This window comes from Klebsiella sp. CN_Kp106 (assembly GCF_040064575.1).
Taxonomy (GTDB): Bacteria; Pseudomonadota; Gammaproteobacteria; order Enterobacterales; family Enterobacteriaceae; genus Klebsiella; species Klebsiella michiganensis.
This window is the reverse complement of the sequence record NZ_JBEAIG010000050.1, coordinates 46695-61052: the sequence shown is the minus strand read 5'-3', so window position 1 is coordinate 61052 and position 14358 is coordinate 46695. Positions and strand designations below refer to the sequence as shown.

Below are 14358 nucleotides of genomic sequence, written 5' to 3'. Positions count from 1 at the left end.
TATGATTATATTGTTTTGTATGTGCTCTTTCGTGTGGGGCACCACTGCAAATAAGGACATGAAATGCCTGTAATTACGCTTCCTGATGGCAGCCAACGCCATTTTGATCACGCTGTGAGCCCGATGGACGTCGCTCTGGATATTGGCCCTGGTCTGGCTAAAGCCACCATCGCCGGCCGCGTCAACGGCGAGCTGGTTGACGCCTGCGACTTAATTGAAAACGACGCGACGCTCTCTATCATCACCGCGAAAGATGAAGATGGACTTGAGATTATTCGTCACTCCTGTGCGCACCTTTTGGGGCACGCGATTAAACAGCTGTGGCCAAATACCAAGATGGCGATCGGCCCGGTTGTCGACAACGGTTTCTACTATGATGTCGATCTGGACCATACCCTGACCCAGGAAGATATCGACGCGCTCGAAAAACGTATGCACGAGCTCGCCGAGAAAAACTACGACGTCATTAAGAAAAAAGTCAGCTGGCACGAAGCGCGTGAAACCTTCGTGAAGCGCGGCGAGAGCTATAAAGTCTCCATTCTTGATGAAAACATTGCGCATGATGACAAACCCGGTTTGTATCATCATGAAGAGTATGTCGACATGTGCCGTGGGCCGCACGTGCCGAATATGCGTTTCTGTCATCATTTCAAACTGATGAAGACCGCTGGCGCCTACTGGCGCGGCGATAGCAACAATAAAATGCTGCAGCGCATCTACGGAACCGCATGGGCAGATAAAAAAGCCTTAAATGCCTATCTGCAGCGTCTGGAAGAAGCCGCTAAGCGCGATCACCGTAAAATCGGTAAGCAGCTCGACCTGTATCATATGCAGGAAGAGGCGCCGGGCATGGTGTTCTGGCATAACGACGGCTGGACTATCTTCCGCGAACTGGAAACTTTTGTGCGTTCTAAGCTGAAAGAGTACCAGTATCAGGAAGTTAAAGGCCCGTTTATGATGGACCGCGTGCTGTGGGAAAAAACCGGCCACTGGGACAACTATAAAGATGCGATGTTCACCACCTCTTCCGAGAACCGTGAATACTGCATCAAGCCGATGAACTGCCCGGGCCACGTGCAGATCTTCAACCAAGGGCTGAAATCCTACCGCGATCTGCCGCTGCGTATGGCTGAATTCGGTAGCTGCCATCGTAATGAGCCGTCAGGCGCGCTGCATGGCCTGATGCGCGTACGTGGCTTTACTCAGGACGACGCCCATATCTTCTGTACTGAAGATCAGGTTCGCGATGAAGTAAACGCCTGTATTCGCATGGTCTACGATATGTACAGCACCTTTGGCTTCGAGAAAATCGTCGTCAAACTGTCGACTCGCCCGGAAAAACGCATCGGTAGCGATGAGACATGGGATCGTGCTGAAGCGGATCTGGCCGTGGCGCTGGAAGAGAACAACATCCCGTTTGAGTATCAGCTGGGTGAAGGCGCGTTCTACGGTCCGAAAATTGAATTTACCCTGTATGACTGCCTCGATCGTGCATGGCAGTGCGGTACTGTACAGCTGGACTTCTCCCTGCCGCAGCGTTTAAGCGCCTCTTATGTGGGTGAAAATAACGAACGACAGGTACCGGTAATGATTCACCGCGCGATTCTTGGTTCGCTGGAGCGCTTTATTGGCATCCTGACCGAAGAGTTTGCGGGCTTCTTCCCGAGCTGGCTGGCGCCGGTGCAGGTTGTGGTCATGAATATTACTGATTCTCAGGCTGAATACGTTAACGAATTGACGCGTAAACTACAAAATGCGGGCATTCGCGTAAAAGCAGACTTGAGAAATGAGAAGATAGGCTTTAAAATCCGCGAGCACACTTTACGTCGTGTCCCTTACATGTTGGTCTGTGGCGACAAAGAGGTAGAAGCCGGCAAAGTTGCCGTGCGTACCCGTCGTGGCAAAGACTTGGGCAGCCTGGACGTAAATGAAGTTATCGAGAAGCTGCAACAAGAGATTCGCAGCCGCAGTCTAAAACAACTGGAGGAATAAGGTATTAAAGGCGGAAAACGAGTTCAAACGGCACGTCCGAATCGTATTAATGGCGAGATTCGCGCCCTGGAAGTTCGCTTAACTGGTCTGGAAGGCGAAGCTTTGGGTATTGTGAGTCTGAGAGAAGCGATCGAAAAAGCTGAAGAAGCTGGAGTAGATTTAGTTGAAATCAGCCCTAACGCCGAACCGCCAGTTTGTCGTATCATGGACTACGGCAAGTTCCTTTATGAAAAGAGCAAGTCTTCTAAGGAACAGAAGAAAAAGCAAAAAGTTATCCAGGTTAAGGAAATTAAGTTCCGTCCTGGCACCGACGATGGCGATTATCAGGTAAAACTCCGCAGCCTGATTCGCTTTCTGGAAGATGGCGATAAGGCCAAGATCACGCTGCGTTTTCGCGGCCGTGAGATGGCCCACCAACAGATCGGTATGGAAGTGCTTACCCGCGTCCGTGACGATCTGAGTGAACTGGCAGTAGTCGAATCCTTCCCAACGAAGATCGAAGGCCGCCAGATGATCATGGTGCTCGCTCCTAAGAAGAAACAGTAAGGCCTTCAAGTAGCAATGTCTGTGGAGCCTGCGGGTTCCGCAGCCGTTGTTCGCCTATGTTTCGTTTATTAACAATGCGAAGTGGAAGTTATTAAAATGCCAAAAATTAAGACCGTACGCGGTGCTGCTAAGCGCTTCAAAAAAACCGGTAAAGGTGGTTTTAAGCACAAGCACGCTAACCTGCGTCACATTCTGACCAAAAAAGCTACCAAGCGTAAACGTCACCTGCGTCCGAAAGCCATGGTTTCTAAAGGCGATCTGGGCCTGGTCATCGCGTGCCTGCCGTACGCATAAGTCGTTAACCCTTTTAACTTTTTAATTAGAATAGATACAGGAGAGCACATATGGCTCGCGTAAAACGTGGTGTAGTTGCCCGTGCACGTCACAAGAAAATTTTGAAACAAGCTAAAGGCTACTACGGTGCGCGTTCTCGCGTATACCGCGTTGCCTTCCAGGCTGTTATCAAAGCTGGTCAGTACGCTTATCGTGACCGTCGTCAGAAAAAGCGTCAGTTCCGTCAACTGTGGATTGCGCGTATCAACGCAGCAGCACGTCAGAACGGTATTTCTTACAGCAAATTCATCAACGGCCTGAAAAAAGCCTCTGTTGAAATCGACCGTAAGATCCTGGCTGACATCGCCGTATTCGACAAATTAGCGTTCACCGCGCTGGTCGAAAAAGCGAAAGCAGCTCTGGCATAAGCCAGTTGAAAGAGGGAGCTTGTCTCCCTCTTTTCGTTTCAAGACTATCAATACATTGACTTTTATCCGCGTAAGCTTTTCAATATCGATCTTACGTTTTTTACCAGACAAGGTAATGCAAGCATGAATGCTGCTATTTTCCGCTTCTTTTTTTACTTTAGCACCTGAACTCAGGAGGCTAGCGCGTGAAAGAAGAAACGGAAAACAGCGCCAAAAAGCCTCCCACTGTGGAGGCTTTTTTTGTATCTGAACTGGCTTGTTCTATTTCAAGCTCCAGACGTGCGGATTGACCGGGTCATTCGGTCAAATGGCGAATGACCCGCCGTCTGCGGCTCGAAATAGTGAAAGCAAAATAATAACCATAACCGGTGTCTGCACCGACATAATGAGGAAAACCATGTCACATCTCGCAGAGCTGGTTGCCAGTGCGAAGGCAGCCATTAACGAGGCATCAGATGTTGCTGCGCTGGACAACGTCCGCGTGGAATACCTGGGTAAAAAAGGGCTCCTGACCCTTCAGATGACGACCCTGCGTGAGCTGCCTGCTGAAGAGCGCCCGGCAGCCGGTGCGGTTATCAACGAAGCGAAAGAGCAGGTCCAGCAGGCGCTTAACGCGCGTAAGTCAGATCTTGAAAGCGCCGCTCTTAACGCGCGCCTGGCCTCGGAGACCATCGATGTCTCTCTGCCGGGGCGTCGTATTGAGAACGGTGGCCTGCATCCGGTGACCCGTACCATCGATCGTATTGAAAGTTTCTTCGGTGAGCTCGGCTTTACCGTCGCGACTGGCCCGGAAATCGAAGATGACTACCATAACTTCGATGCGCTGAATATTCCTGGCCACCATCCGGCACGCGCTGACCACGACACTTTCTGGTTTGATGCCACGCGCCTGCTGCGTACGCAAACCTCAGGCGTGCAGATCCGCACCATGGCTAACCAGCAGCCGCCGATCCGCATTATTGCGCCAGGCCGCGTCTATCGTAACGACTACGATCAGACCCATACCCCAATGTTCCATCAGATGGAAGGCCTGATCGTTGATACCAACATCAGCTTTACCAACCTGAAGGGAACGCTGCACGATTTCCTGCGTAACTTCTTTGAAGAAGATCTGCAGATTCGTTTTCGTCCGTCCTATTTCCCGTTCACCGAGCCGTCGGCCGAAGTCGACGTTATGGGGAAAAACGGGAAATGGCTGGAAGTGCTCGGCTGCGGGATGGTGCATCCAAACGTACTGCGCAACGTGGGTATCGATCCGGAAATCTATTCCGGCTTTGCCTTCGGCATGGGTATGGAGCGTCTGACCATGCTGCGCTACGGCGTGACCGACTTACGCGCGTTCTTCGAAAACGATCTGCGTTTCCTCAAACAGTTTAAATAAGGGCAGGACAGAACAATGAAATTCAGTGAACTGTGGTTACGCGAGTGGGTTAACCCAGCTATCGATAGCGAAGCGCTGTCGGACCAGATAACGATGGCCGGCCTTGAGGTTGACGGCGTTGAACCGGTTGCGGGCAGCTTCAACGGCGTTGTCGTTGGGGAAGTGGTTGAGTGCGCTCAGCACCCTAATGCTGACAAACTGCGCGTCACAAAAATTAACGTCGGCGGCGAACGCCTGCTGGACATCGTCTGCGGTGCGCCAAACTGCCGTCAGGGCCTGAAGGTTGCCGTTGCAACCATCGGTGCCGTACTGCCGGGCGATTTTAAAATTAAAGCGGCAAAGCTGCGCGGCGAGCCGTCGGAAGGCATGCTGTGCTCCTTCTCCGAGCTGGGGATCTCCGACGATCACAGCGGTATTATTGAACTGCCCGCCGACGCGCCGCTGGGTACCAATATCCGCGAATACCTGAAGCTCGACGATAACACTATCGAAATCAGCGTCACGCCGAACCGTGCCGACTGCCTGGGTATTATCGGCATTGCCCGCGATGTCGCCGTGCTCAACAAGGCGCCATTGAATGTCCCGGAAATGGCCCCGGTGGCCGCGACCATCGACGACGTTCTGCCAATTCAGGTCGATGCGCCGGAAGCATGCCCGCGCTACCTGGGCCGTGTGGTAAAAGGCATTAATGTCAAAGCGCCGACGCCGTTATGGATGAAAGAGAAGCTGCGCCGCTGCGGCATTCGCTCCATCGATGCCGTGGTTGACGTGACCAACTACGTTCTGCTCGAGCTCGGTCAGCCGATGCACGCCTTCGATAAAGACCGCATTGAAGGCGGAATTATCGTGCGTATGGCGCATGAAGGCGAAACCCTGGTCCTGCTCGACGGCTCCGAGGCTAAGCTGGATACCGATACTCTGGTTATTGCTGACCACCAGAAAGCCCTGGCTATGGGCGGAATTTTCGGCGGCGAGCACTCCGGCGTAAACGATGAAACGCAAAACGTTCTGCTGGAATGCGCGTTCTTCAGCCCGCTGTCCATTACCGGCCGCGCCCGCCGTCATGGTCTGCATACCGATGCTTCCCACCGCTACGAGCGCGGCGTGGACTCCGCGCTGCAGTATCAGGCAATGGAGCGCGCAACCCGCCTGCTGATGGATATTTGCGGCGGTGAAGCGGGTCCGATTATTGACGTGACCAATGAAGCGACTCTGCCGAAGCCTGCGACCATCCGTTTGCGCCGCAGCAAACTGGATCGTCTGATTGGCCATCACATTGAAGATGCGCAGGTTAGCGACATTCTGCGTCGTCTGGGCTGTGAAGTTACCGAAGGCCAGGATGAGTGGCATGCCGTGGCGCCGAGCTGGCGTTTCGACATGGAGATCGAAGAAGACCTGGTCGAAGAGGTTGCCCGCGTCTATGGCTATAACAATATTCCTGACGAACCGGTGCAAGCGGGCCTGATCATGGGCAGCCACCGCGAAGCGGATCTGTCGCTTAAGCGCGTGAAAACGCTGCTCAACGACAAAGGCTATCAGGAAGTGATTACCTACAGCTTTGTTGACCCGAAAGTACAGCAGTGGATCCACGCCGGTGAAGAAGCGCTGATTCTGCCGAGCCCGATCTCCAGCGAAATGTCGGCGATGCGTCTGTCATTGTGGACCGGTCTGCTCGGGACGGTGGTCTACAACCAGAATCGCCAGCAGAGCCGCGTCCGCATCTTTGAGAGCGGCTTACGCTTTGTTCCCGATACGCAGGCCCCGCTGGGTATTCGCCAGGACGTGATGCTGGCTGGCGTCATCTGCGGTAACCGTTATGAAGAACACTGGAACCTGGCAAAAGAAACCGTCGATTTCTATGATTTAAAAGGCGATCTGGAGTCCGTTCTCGACCTCACGGGTAAACTGTCCGACATCGAATTCCGCATCGAAGCCAATAATGCGCTTCATCCGGGCCAGTCGGCGGCGATTTATCTGAAAGGTGAACGTATTGGTTTTATTGGGGTTGTTCATCCCGAGCTGGAACGTAAACTGGATCTGAACGGCCGCACGTTGGTGTTCGAGTTGGAGTGGAACAAGCTTGCAGACCGCGTGGTGCCTCAGGCGCGTGAAGTTTCTCGCTTCCCGGCGAACCGTCGCGACATCGCTGTCGTTGTGGCAGAAAACGTTCCCGCAGCCGATGTTTTAGCCGAGTGTAAGAAAGTTGGCGTAAATCAGGTAGTTGGCGTAAACTTATTTGACGTGTACCGCGGCAAGGGCGTAGCGGAAGGTTTCAAAAGCCTCGCTATCAGCCTTATCCTCCAGGATACCAGCCGTACACTCGAAGAAGAGGAGATTGCCGCTACCGTCGCCAAATGTGTAGAGGCATTGAAAGAGCGATTCCAGGCATCATTGAGGGATTGAACCTATGGCGCTTACAAAAGCTGAAATGTCAGAATATCTGTTTGATAAGCTTGGGCTTAGCAAGCGGGATGCCAAAGAGCTGGTAGAGTTGTTTTTCGAAGAAGTCCGTCGCGCTCTGGAAAACGGAGAGCAGGTAAAACTCTCCGGGTTCGGCAACTTCGATTTGCGAGATAAGAACCAACGCCCGGGCCGTAACCCGAAAACGGGAGAGGATATTCCTATTACAGCCCGGCGTGTGGTGACCTTCAGACCCGGACAGAAGTTAAAAAGCCGTGTCGAAAACGCTTCACCCAGAGAGAAATGATCTGGACTGACTAATCAAAAAGGCCGCTATGCGGCCTTTTTTCTTTTCCTGGCCGAATACCGTAAAATCAATCACATCCTTTTTCTCAACTCAGAAATCTATGCTGACCTTTGCTCAAACTCAACGGCGCCGCAACCGGCGCTGGCTTGCGGTATTAACGTTGCTGCTGCTGGTTACGTCGACCATCAGCCTGTGCGCGGGCGACCAGTGGATTGGCCCCGGTGAATGGTTTAGCGCCAAAGGCGAGCTGTTTATCTGGCAGATTCGTTTGCCGCGAACCCTGGCCGTCCTGCTGGTGGGCGCGGCGCTGGCCCTGTCCGGCGCGATTATGCAGGCGCTGTTTGAAAACCCGCTGGCGGAGCCCGGGCTGCTGGGGGTATCAAACGGCGCTGGGGTTGGCCTGATAGCCGCCGTGTTGCTGGGAAAAGGGCTGCTTCCGGGCTGGGCGCTGGGGCTGTGCGCCATCGCTGGCGCGCTGGTCATTACCTTTATTTTACTGCGTTTTGCCAGGCGGCATCTCTCGACCAGCCGCCTGCTGCTGGCGGGCGTGGCGCTCGGTATCATATGCAGCGCGCTGATGACCTGGGCGGTCTACTTCTCAACCTCTTTCGATCTCCGCCAGCTGATGTACTGGATGATGGGCGGCTTTGGCGGCGTGGACTGGCAGCAGCTGTGGCTGATGCTGGCCCTGCTGCCGGTGCTGGCCTGGGTGTGCCTGCAATCGCAGCCTCTTAATCTGTTAGCGCTGGGGGAGGTTTCCGCACGCCAGCTGGGGCTGCCGCTGTGGCTATGGCGTAAAGTGCTGGTGGTGGCGACCGGCTGGCTGGTGGGCGTCAGCGTGGCGCTGGCCGGCGCGATCGGCTTTATTGGTCTGGTTATCCCGCATATTCTGCGCTTATGTGGTTTAAGCGATCACCGCGCGCTGCTTCCGGCCTGTTTGTTAGCGGGGGCCAGCGCGCTGCTGGGCGCGGATATTATCGCGCGTCTGGCGCTTTCGGCGGCGGAATTGCCGATTGGCGTGGTCACCGCCACCCTGGGCGCGCCGGTGTTTATCTGGTTATTGCTGAAATCAGGCCGCCCGCAGTGAGGGGCGGCCGTAAGCGGTTGATAGTTTTACCAGCCCTTAATCGCATCGCCTTTGTAGACTTCCGCTGCCTTGTCGGCAACCTGCTGAGTCTGGAAGGCCTCTTTCAGCTCCTGGACTTTTTTGCTGTCTTTATTATCTTCGCGCGCAACAATGGCGTTGACGTACGGCGAGTCCGGGCCTTCCATAAATAGCCCATCGCGGGCAGCCGAGAGACCGGCCTGAGCGGAGAAGTTGGTGTTGATGATCGACAGGGCGACGTTCGGGTCATCAAGCGTACGGGTCAGCTGCGGCGTGTCGACTTCCACGATTTTCAGCTGCTTAGGATTGTCGATAATGTCCAGCGTCGTCGGCAGGTAGCCTGTACCCTCTTTCAGCTTGATTAAACCTTGCGTCTGCAGCAGCAGCAGGCTGCGGCCCAGGGTTGTGGTTTCGTTAGAGATGGAAATCGTCGCGCCGTCAGGCAGTTCGCTGATATTTTTGATTTTCTTCGAGTAGGCGGCGATGGGGAAGACGAAGGTTTTACCGACAATGGCAAACTTATAGCCGCGCTCTTTTGATTGTGCCTCAAGGTAAGGCAGCGTCTGGAAGGCGTTAGCATCGACGTCTTTATTGTTCAGGGCTTCGTTCGGCAGAACGTAATCATTAAATGAGATTACCTCGACGTCGAGGTTGTATTTCTCTTTAGCCACCTGTTCTACGACTTTCCAGATAGCCTCATCCGGCCCGGTATTAATGGCGACTTTAATCTTATTATCTTCATCCGGCGAGCAGGCCGAAAGCAGCGTAACGGAGGCCGCGATTAACACCGCGCTAAACATCTTCTTCATCAATAAAACTCTCTTAAATTAACAATTAACGAAATGCTATTACATCCATCCACCACTGTACACTGAATTGCGGGCTCCCGGTGTTGAGATGAATTCATGTTGTGCTGCCTGTTACATCAAGAGACACTCCCGGGGGATTCAAAGTAGAATGACCCAGTCTGAATCCGCTACAGTAGATAGGGATCACCTGAAGCAGTAACCGGTATATTCACTGAGGGAAGGCTATGCAACACGATATTCTCAATACTGAAGTCACCACCATTGATGGTGAGAAAACAACGCTCACCCCGTGGGCAGGCAAAGTCCTGTTGATTGTCAACGTCGCGTCAAAATGCGGCCTGACGCCGCAGTATGAGCAGCTGGAAGCGCTGCAAAAAGATTTAGAAAGCGAAGGTTTTAGCGTACTGGGCTTTCCGTGCAACCAGTTTCTGGGTCAGGAGCCGGGTAGCGAAGAAGAGATTAAAACGTTCTGTAGCACGACTTACGGCGTGACTTTCCCGATGTTCAGCAAAATTGACGTCAACGGCGAACATCGCGCGCCTCTGTACCAGAAGCTGGTTGAGGCCGCCCCGCAGGCTATCGCCCCGGAAGGCAGCGGTTTTTATGAGCGCATGGCCAGCAAAGGCAGAGCGCCGCTGTACGTGGATGATATTCTGTGGAACTTTGAAAAATTCCTCATCGGCCGCGATGGTCAGGTCATCGGCCGTTTCTCACCGGATATGACGCCGGATGATCCGCAGCTGGTGGCCGCTATTAAAGGAGCTTTAGCCAAATAATGCCGTTTTTGATGCAGCTACAGGATGTAGAAGAGGCGGGGCGGCTGGCGCCGTTTTCAGCCGATATCAGGCCGGGAGAGATCGTTCATCTGGTGGGGCCAAACGGGGCGGGGAAAAGCACGCTGCTGGCGCGTATGGCGGGGCTCTCTACCGGCCCGGGTCAGGTAAAACTGAATGGACGCCCGCTGTATGACTGGCTGGCGCCGGAGCTGGCGCGTCATCGGGCCTATTTAAGCCAACACCAGATGCCGCCTTTCGCCATGCCGGTTTGGCATTATCTGTCGCTGCATCTCCAGGACGACGCGCACAACGGGCTACTGACGACCATCGCGGAGAAGCTGGGCTTAGGCGACAAGCTTGGGCGCCAGGTGAATCACATCTCCGGCGGGGAGTGGCAGCGCGTGCGCCTGGCGGCGGTAATACTGCAGATTCATCGTCAGGCTAACGCGTCCGGACAGTTGCTATTGCTGGATGAACCGATGAACAGCCTGGACGTGGCGCAGCAGGCCGCCTTGGACCGACTGTTAAGCGAACTCTGCGCCTCGGGGATTGCCGTCGTGATGAGCAGCCACGACCTGAATCATACCCTCCGACACGCCCATCGCTCCTGGCTTATCTGCCGGGGGGAGACGATCGCCTGCGGCAGCACCGCCGAGGTATTAAGCGAAGAGAATTTAACCGCCGCCTATGCCATGGACTTCCAGCGGGTCGAGGTGGCGGGTCATCTTATGCTCGTTGCGTCACAGTAGCACGCAGTCAGCTTGCCAGCGAATTGATAAACAAGGTAAATTATCCTGCTATCAGGATAGGGAACAGAGGATTCGTCTGAGATGCGTTTTTGGCTCGTTTTGTGTGTTGCGTTATTTCTGGCGGGTTGTAGCAGCCATCGGGCGCCGCCGCCCAATCCACGGCTTGCTGATTCGATTACCGTTGTTGCTAACCTGAATGAGCAGCTAAGGAACTGGCGGGGAGCGCCGTATCGCTACGGCGGCATGTCGCCACGCGGCGTTGATTGCTCCGGGTTTGTGCTGATGACCTTCCGCGATAAGTTCGCGTTGCAGCTGCCGCGTGAAACGCGTGAACAGGCGGAGATCGGCACGAAAATCGATAAGAGCGAACTGCTGCCCGGCGATCTGGTTTTCTTCAAGACCGGTTCCGGAGAGAGCGGTCTGCACGTCGGTATTTACGACACGGATAACCAGTTTATCCACGCCTCCACCAGCCAGGGCGTGACGCGCTCGTCGCTGGATAATGTCTACTGGCATAAAAAATTCTGGCAGGCGCGAAGGATCTAGCCTCGATACGTCAAAGCGTAGCGTGGCGTTTTCTTGCCCGGCGGCGGTAACGCCTTACCGGGCAGCGCCACAACGCTCGTCTTGTCTTTTATCGCAATAACCCATCCATTCCTCCGTGTTAATAATTTGTTGAAAGCACTACACTGAAGGCAGGAGGAACCATGACCCTGTCTTTTACTACCCACTGGCGTGATGAACTGCCGGATTTTTACACCGCTCTAACCCCTACGCCGCTGGAGAATGCGCGGCTTGTCTGGCACAACGCTCCGCTGGCGCGAACGCTGGGCGTTGACGCGTCGTTATTCAGCCCGCAGAAGGGCGCTGGCGTATGGGGCGGCGAAACGCTGCTGCCGGGAATGTCGCCGCTGGCGCAGGTTTACAGCGGCCACCAGTTCGGCGCCTGGGCTGGGCAGCTTGGCGACGGGCGCGGTATTCTGCTCGGCGAACAGCAGCTCGCTGATGGTCGTCGCTTTGACTGGCACCTTAAAGGCGCCGGGCTCACTCCCTATTCGCGAATGGGCGACGGGCGGGCGGTGCTGCGCTCGACGATCCGCGAGGCGCTGGCCTCGGAAGCGATGCATGCGTTGGGCATTCCCACCACCCGCGCGCTGGCGATAGTGGCCAGCGATACGCCGGTATACCGCGAAACCGTCGAGCGCGGGGCAATGCTGATGCGGCTGGCGGAAAGCCACGTTCGTTTCGGCCATTTTGAGCATTTTTACTACCGTCGCGAGCCTCTGAAAGTGCAGCAGCTGGCGGATTACGTGATTCGTCACCACTGGCCGCATCTGCAAAATGAAGCGGATAAGTACCTTCTGTGGTTCAGTGACGTTGTCACTCGAACCGCGGAGATGATTGCCTGCTGGCAAACGGTGGGCTTTGCCCACGGGGTGATGAATACCGACAATATGTCAATTCTCGGCCTGACGATGGACTACGGTCCGTACGGTTTCCTTGATGATTTCCAGCCTGGCTTTATCTGTAACCACTCCGATTATCAGGGGCGCTACAGCTTTGATAATCAGCCGGCGGTAGGGCTATGGAACCTGCAACGTCTGGCGCAGACGCTCTCGCCGTTTATCAGCGCTGAGGCGCTGAACGGCGCGCTGGATAGTTACCAGCAAGCGCTGCTGACGGCGTATGGCCGCCGCATGCGCGACAAGCTCGGATTGTTTACCCAGCAAAAAGGGGATAACGAACTGCTGGACGGCCTGTTTGCGCTGATGGAACGCGAGGGCAGCGACTATACGCGGACCTTCCGGATGCTCAGCGTCAGCGAGCAGGAGAGCGCCGCCTCGCCGCTACGCGATGAGTTTATCGACCGCGAGACGTTCGATACCTGGTTTACCGCTTATCGCGCGCGCCTGCGCGATGAACAGGTTGACGATGCGCAAAGGCAGATGCGGATGCGCAGCGTGAACCCGGCGATCGTGCTGCGTAACTGGCTGGCCCAGCGGGCCATTGAACAGGCGGAGCAGGGGGATATGAGCGAGCTGGAGCGCCTGCATAGCGCACTCTCTCACCCCTTTGCCGATCGGACGGATGAGTATATTCAGCGTCCACCGGACTGGGGAAGGCGTCTGGAAGTAAGCTGTTCCAGCTAGCGATCGTTATCCCTGCCTTTATCGGCGGGGATAATTATTTGGTCAGGATCAGCTTACCCGAATGGGTCTGACGCAGCAGGTAGCGCTGACCGCGATGTTCAATCACCACCCGTCCCTCGCTGCCTAATAATGTCCGGCTGCTTATCTCTTTGTCCGTCGGAACCGGATACGGGGCATTGTCTGTTGTTTTTTCTGCTGTGGCAGTGTTATCCATACGCGTCATAGCACTAAAAATAAAAATCAAGGCAACAATGATAATCATTATCAATAATGTTGTTTTTCACGCAAGCTTTATTTAGCGGATTACCAGATTTAGCAGGTGTCGGGCCGGTCGGTGGCGGAAAATCGCTCCCCACCGCGCGTACGGTGGGGAGGGGAACTACAGGCGGGTGGCGGTGGCGGCGGCTAATTCATCCAGCAGCCGTTCGCTATCGTCCCAGCTCAGGCAGGGATCGGTAATCGATTGTCCCCAGGTCAGCGGCTGGCCCGCGACGACCTTCTGCGTGCCTTCCTGAAGGAAACTCTCGGCCATGATCCCGGCGATGGCGGTCGAGCCGGCGCGGATCTGCTGGCAGATGTCGGCGCAAACGTCCAGCTGACGGCGGTGCTGTTTCTGGCAATTGCCGTGGCTAAAATCCACCACCAGCTGTTCCGGCAGGTCGAACTCCGCCAGCGCTTCCCCGGCGGCGGCGATATCGGCGGCGTGGTAATTCGGCTTTTTACCGCCGCGCATAATGATATGGCCGTACGGATTGCCGCTGGTCTGGTAGATGGTCATCTGTCCCTGCTTATCCGGCGACAGGAACATATGGCTGGCGCGGGAAGCGCGGATCGCATCAACGGCGATACGGGTATTGCCATCGGTACCGTTCTTAAAGCCTACCGGGCACGAGAGCGCCGAGGCCATTTCGCGGTGGATCTGGCTCTCGGTCGTACGCGCGCCGATAGCGCCCCAGCTTATCAGGTCGGCAATAAACTGCCCGGTCACCATATCGAGAAACTCGGTGGCGGTCGGGACACCCAGTTCATTGACCTGCAGCAGCAGGCTACGCGCCAGCTCAAGGCCGTGATTCACCCGATAGCTGCCGTTCAGGTCGGGGTCGGAGATCAGCCCCTTCCAGCCAACCACCGTGCGCGGCTTCTCAAAATAGGTACGCATCACGATTTCCAGCTGCGGCTGGTAACGTTCGCGCATACCCTGCAGGCGGCGCGCATACTCCATCGCCGCATCAATATCGTGAATGGAACAGGGACCGATCACCACCAGCAGGCGGCGATCTTCACCGTTGAGAATTTTCTCGATTCGGCGGCGTGAGGCGGAAACGTGTGCGGCAACGTCGGCAGACACTGGATGCCGCTGAGCCAGTTCCGCAGGCGTTACCAGGCTTTCAATGCGCGCGGTACGCAATTCGTCTGTTTTATTCATTGGGGTCTCAAAATCT

The 14358-nt window shown here is 55.2% G+C and carries 16 protein-coding genes and 1 other annotated feature; of the genes, 13 read left to right on the top strand and 3 right to left on the bottom strand.

Features of this window, described 5'->3' with window-relative positions:
* Positions 1–63 precede the first annotated feature (63 nt).
* The 9 genes from thrS to btuC all read left to right on the top strand — a co-directional run bounded on the left by thrS (position 64) and on the right by btuC (position 8414).
* Complete coding sequence (thrS, locus tag ABLU96_RS16005; RefSeq protein WP_004102966.1) at positions 64–1992, top strand: threonine--tRNA ligase; 1929 nt, start codon at positions 64–66, stop codon at positions 1990–1992.
* 3 nt (positions 1993–1995) lie between these two features.
* Positions 1996–2538 carry a translation initiation factor IF-3 gene (infC, locus tag ABLU96_RS16000; protein WP_052746887.1) on the top strand — a complete coding sequence of 181 codons (543 nt, stop codon included), beginning with the start codon at positions 1996–1998 and terminating at the stop codon, positions 2536–2538.
* A gap of 96 nt (positions 2539–2634) precedes the next feature.
* Complete coding sequence (gene rpmI, locus ABLU96_RS15995; protein WP_001124225.1) at positions 2635–2832, top strand: 50S ribosomal protein L35; 198 nt, start codon at positions 2635–2637, stop codon at positions 2830–2832.
* A gap of 50 nt (positions 2833–2882) precedes the next feature.
* On the top strand, positions 2883–3239 hold the full coding sequence (rplT, locus tag ABLU96_RS15990) for a 50S ribosomal protein L20 (RefSeq protein ID WP_004102963.1): 357 nt from the start codon (positions 2883–2885) through the stop codon (positions 3237–3239).
* A gap of 118 nt (positions 3240–3357) precedes the next feature.
* Positions 3358–3483 (top strand) — a sequence feature (Phe leader region).
* Complete coding sequence (pheM, locus tag ABLU96_RS15985; RefSeq protein WP_001386830.1) at positions 3363–3407, top strand: pheST operon leader peptide PheM; 45 nt, start codon at positions 3363–3365, stop codon at positions 3405–3407. (Overlaps the previous feature by 45 nt.)
* A 153-nt stretch (positions 3484–3636) precedes the next feature.
* A complete protein-coding gene (gene pheS, locus ABLU96_RS15980; RefSeq protein ID WP_004851795.1) occupies positions 3637–4620 on the top strand; it encodes a phenylalanine--tRNA ligase subunit alpha in 984 nt (327 codons plus the stop codon).
* Between the two features lie 15 nt (positions 4621–4635).
* Positions 4636–7023, top strand: a complete 2388-nt coding sequence (gene pheT / locus ABLU96_RS15975; protein WP_064405801.1) for a phenylalanine--tRNA ligase subunit beta — start codon at positions 4636–4638, stop codon at positions 7021–7023.
* Positions 7024–7027: 4 nt separating this feature from the next.
* Entirely contained in the window at positions 7028–7327 is a 300-nt protein-coding gene (ihfA, locus tag ABLU96_RS15970) for an integration host factor subunit alpha (RefSeq protein ID WP_004851790.1), read from the top strand.
* 100 nt (positions 7328–7427) lie between these two features.
* A complete protein-coding gene (btuC, locus tag ABLU96_RS15965) occupies positions 7428–8414 on the top strand; it encodes a vitamin B12 ABC transporter permease BtuC (protein WP_009653750.1) in 987 nt (328 codons plus the stop codon).
* A 26-nt stretch (positions 8415–8440) separates the two neighbouring features.
* On the opposite strand, the gene ABLU96_RS15960 is transcribed toward btuC, so the two are convergent.
* Complete coding sequence (locus ABLU96_RS15960) at positions 8441–9241, bottom strand: MetQ/NlpA family lipoprotein (protein WP_064405803.1); 801 nt, start codon at positions 9239–9241, stop codon at positions 8441–8443.
* A 224-nt stretch (positions 9242–9465) separates the two neighbouring features.
* Between ABLU96_RS15960 and ABLU96_RS15955 the strand changes: the two genes are divergently transcribed.
* The 4 genes from ABLU96_RS15955 to selO all read left to right on the top strand — a co-directional run bounded on the left by ABLU96_RS15955 (position 9466) and on the right by selO (position 12916).
* Positions 9466–10017 carry a glutathione peroxidase gene (locus tag ABLU96_RS15955; protein ID WP_025108225.1) on the top strand — a complete coding sequence of 184 codons (552 nt, stop codon included), beginning with the start codon at positions 9466–9468 and terminating at the stop codon, positions 10015–10017.
* On the top strand, positions 10017–10766 hold the full coding sequence (gene btuD, locus ABLU96_RS15950) for a vitamin B12 ABC transporter ATP-binding protein BtuD (RefSeq protein ID WP_049082331.1): 750 nt from the start codon (positions 10017–10019) through the stop codon (positions 10764–10766). Before ABLU96_RS15955 ends, btuD begins: the two co-directional genes overlap by 1 nt.
* 81 nt (positions 10767–10847) lie before the next feature.
* Positions 10848–11312, top strand: a complete 465-nt coding sequence (locus tag ABLU96_RS15945; RefSeq protein WP_004134084.1) for an NlpC/P60 family protein — start codon at positions 10848–10850, stop codon at positions 11310–11312.
* A gap of 161 nt (positions 11313–11473) precedes the next feature.
* Positions 11474–12916 (top strand): protein adenylyltransferase SelO, encoded by a 1443-nt coding sequence (gene selO / locus ABLU96_RS15940; RefSeq protein ID WP_064405806.1) that lies wholly within the window; start codon positions 11474–11476, stop codon positions 12914–12916.
* 34 nt (positions 12917–12950) lie between these two features.
* Here the strand turns inward: selO and hemP are convergent, their stop codons facing one another.
* The gene (hemP, locus tag ABLU96_RS15935; RefSeq protein ID WP_160741222.1) at positions 12951–13130 is read right to left on the bottom strand and encodes a hemin uptake protein HemP; all 180 of its coding nucleotides are present in this window, start codon (positions 13128–13130) and stop codon (positions 12951–12953) included.
* A gap of 165 nt (positions 13131–13295) precedes the next feature.
* Positions 13296–14342, bottom strand: a complete 1047-nt coding sequence (aroH, locus tag ABLU96_RS15930) for a 3-deoxy-7-phosphoheptulonate synthase AroH (protein ID WP_025108222.1) — start codon at positions 14340–14342, stop codon at positions 13296–13298.
* Between the last annotated feature and the right edge of the window lie 16 nt (positions 14343–14358).

What these genes read in the sequence shown, in the direction of transcription:
- thrS (WP_004102966.1), top strand. Translation starts at nt 64, where the DNA reads ATGCCTGTAATTACGCTTCCTGATGGCAGCCAACGCCATTTTGATCAC.
- rpmI (WP_001124225.1), top strand. Translation starts at nt 2,635, where the DNA reads ATGCCAAAAATTAAGACCGTACGCGGTGCTGCTAAGCGCTTCAAAAAA.
- rplT (WP_004102963.1), top strand. Translation starts at nt 2,883, where the DNA reads ATGGCTCGCGTAAAACGTGGTGTAGTTGCCCGTGCACGTCACAAGAAA.
- pheS (WP_004851795.1), top strand. Translation starts at nt 3,637, where the DNA reads ATGTCACATCTCGCAGAGCTGGTTGCCAGTGCGAAGGCAGCCATTAAC.
- pheT (WP_064405801.1), top strand. Translation starts at nt 4,636, where the DNA reads ATGAAATTCAGTGAACTGTGGTTACGCGAGTGGGTTAACCCAGCTATC.
- ihfA (WP_004851790.1), top strand. Translation starts at nt 7,028, where the DNA reads ATGGCGCTTACAAAAGCTGAAATGTCAGAATATCTGTTTGATAAGCTT.
- btuC (WP_009653750.1), top strand. Translation starts at nt 7,428, where the DNA reads ATGCTGACCTTTGCTCAAACTCAACGGCGCCGCAACCGGCGCTGGCTT.
- ABLU96_RS15960 (WP_064405803.1), bottom strand. Translation starts at nt 9,241, where the DNA reads ATGAAGAAGATGTTTAGCGCGGTGTTAATCGCGGCCTCCGTTACGCTG.
- ABLU96_RS15955 (WP_025108225.1), top strand. Translation starts at nt 9,466, where the DNA reads ATGCAACACGATATTCTCAATACTGAAGTCACCACCATTGATGGTGAG.
- btuD (WP_049082331.1), top strand. Translation starts at nt 10,017, where the DNA reads ATGCCGTTTTTGATGCAGCTACAGGATGTAGAAGAGGCGGGGCGGCTG.
- ABLU96_RS15945 (WP_004134084.1), top strand. Translation starts at nt 10,848, where the DNA reads ATGCGTTTTTGGCTCGTTTTGTGTGTTGCGTTATTTCTGGCGGGTTGT.
- selO (WP_064405806.1), top strand. Translation starts at nt 11,474, where the DNA reads ATGACCCTGTCTTTTACTACCCACTGGCGTGATGAACTGCCGGATTTT.
- hemP (WP_160741222.1), bottom strand. Translation starts at nt 13,130, where the DNA reads ATGGATAACACTGCCACAGCAGAAAAAACAACAGACAATGCCCCGTAT.
- aroH (WP_025108222.1), bottom strand. Translation starts at nt 14,342, where the DNA reads ATGAATAAAACAGACGAATTGCGTACCGCGCGCATTGAAAGCCTGGTA.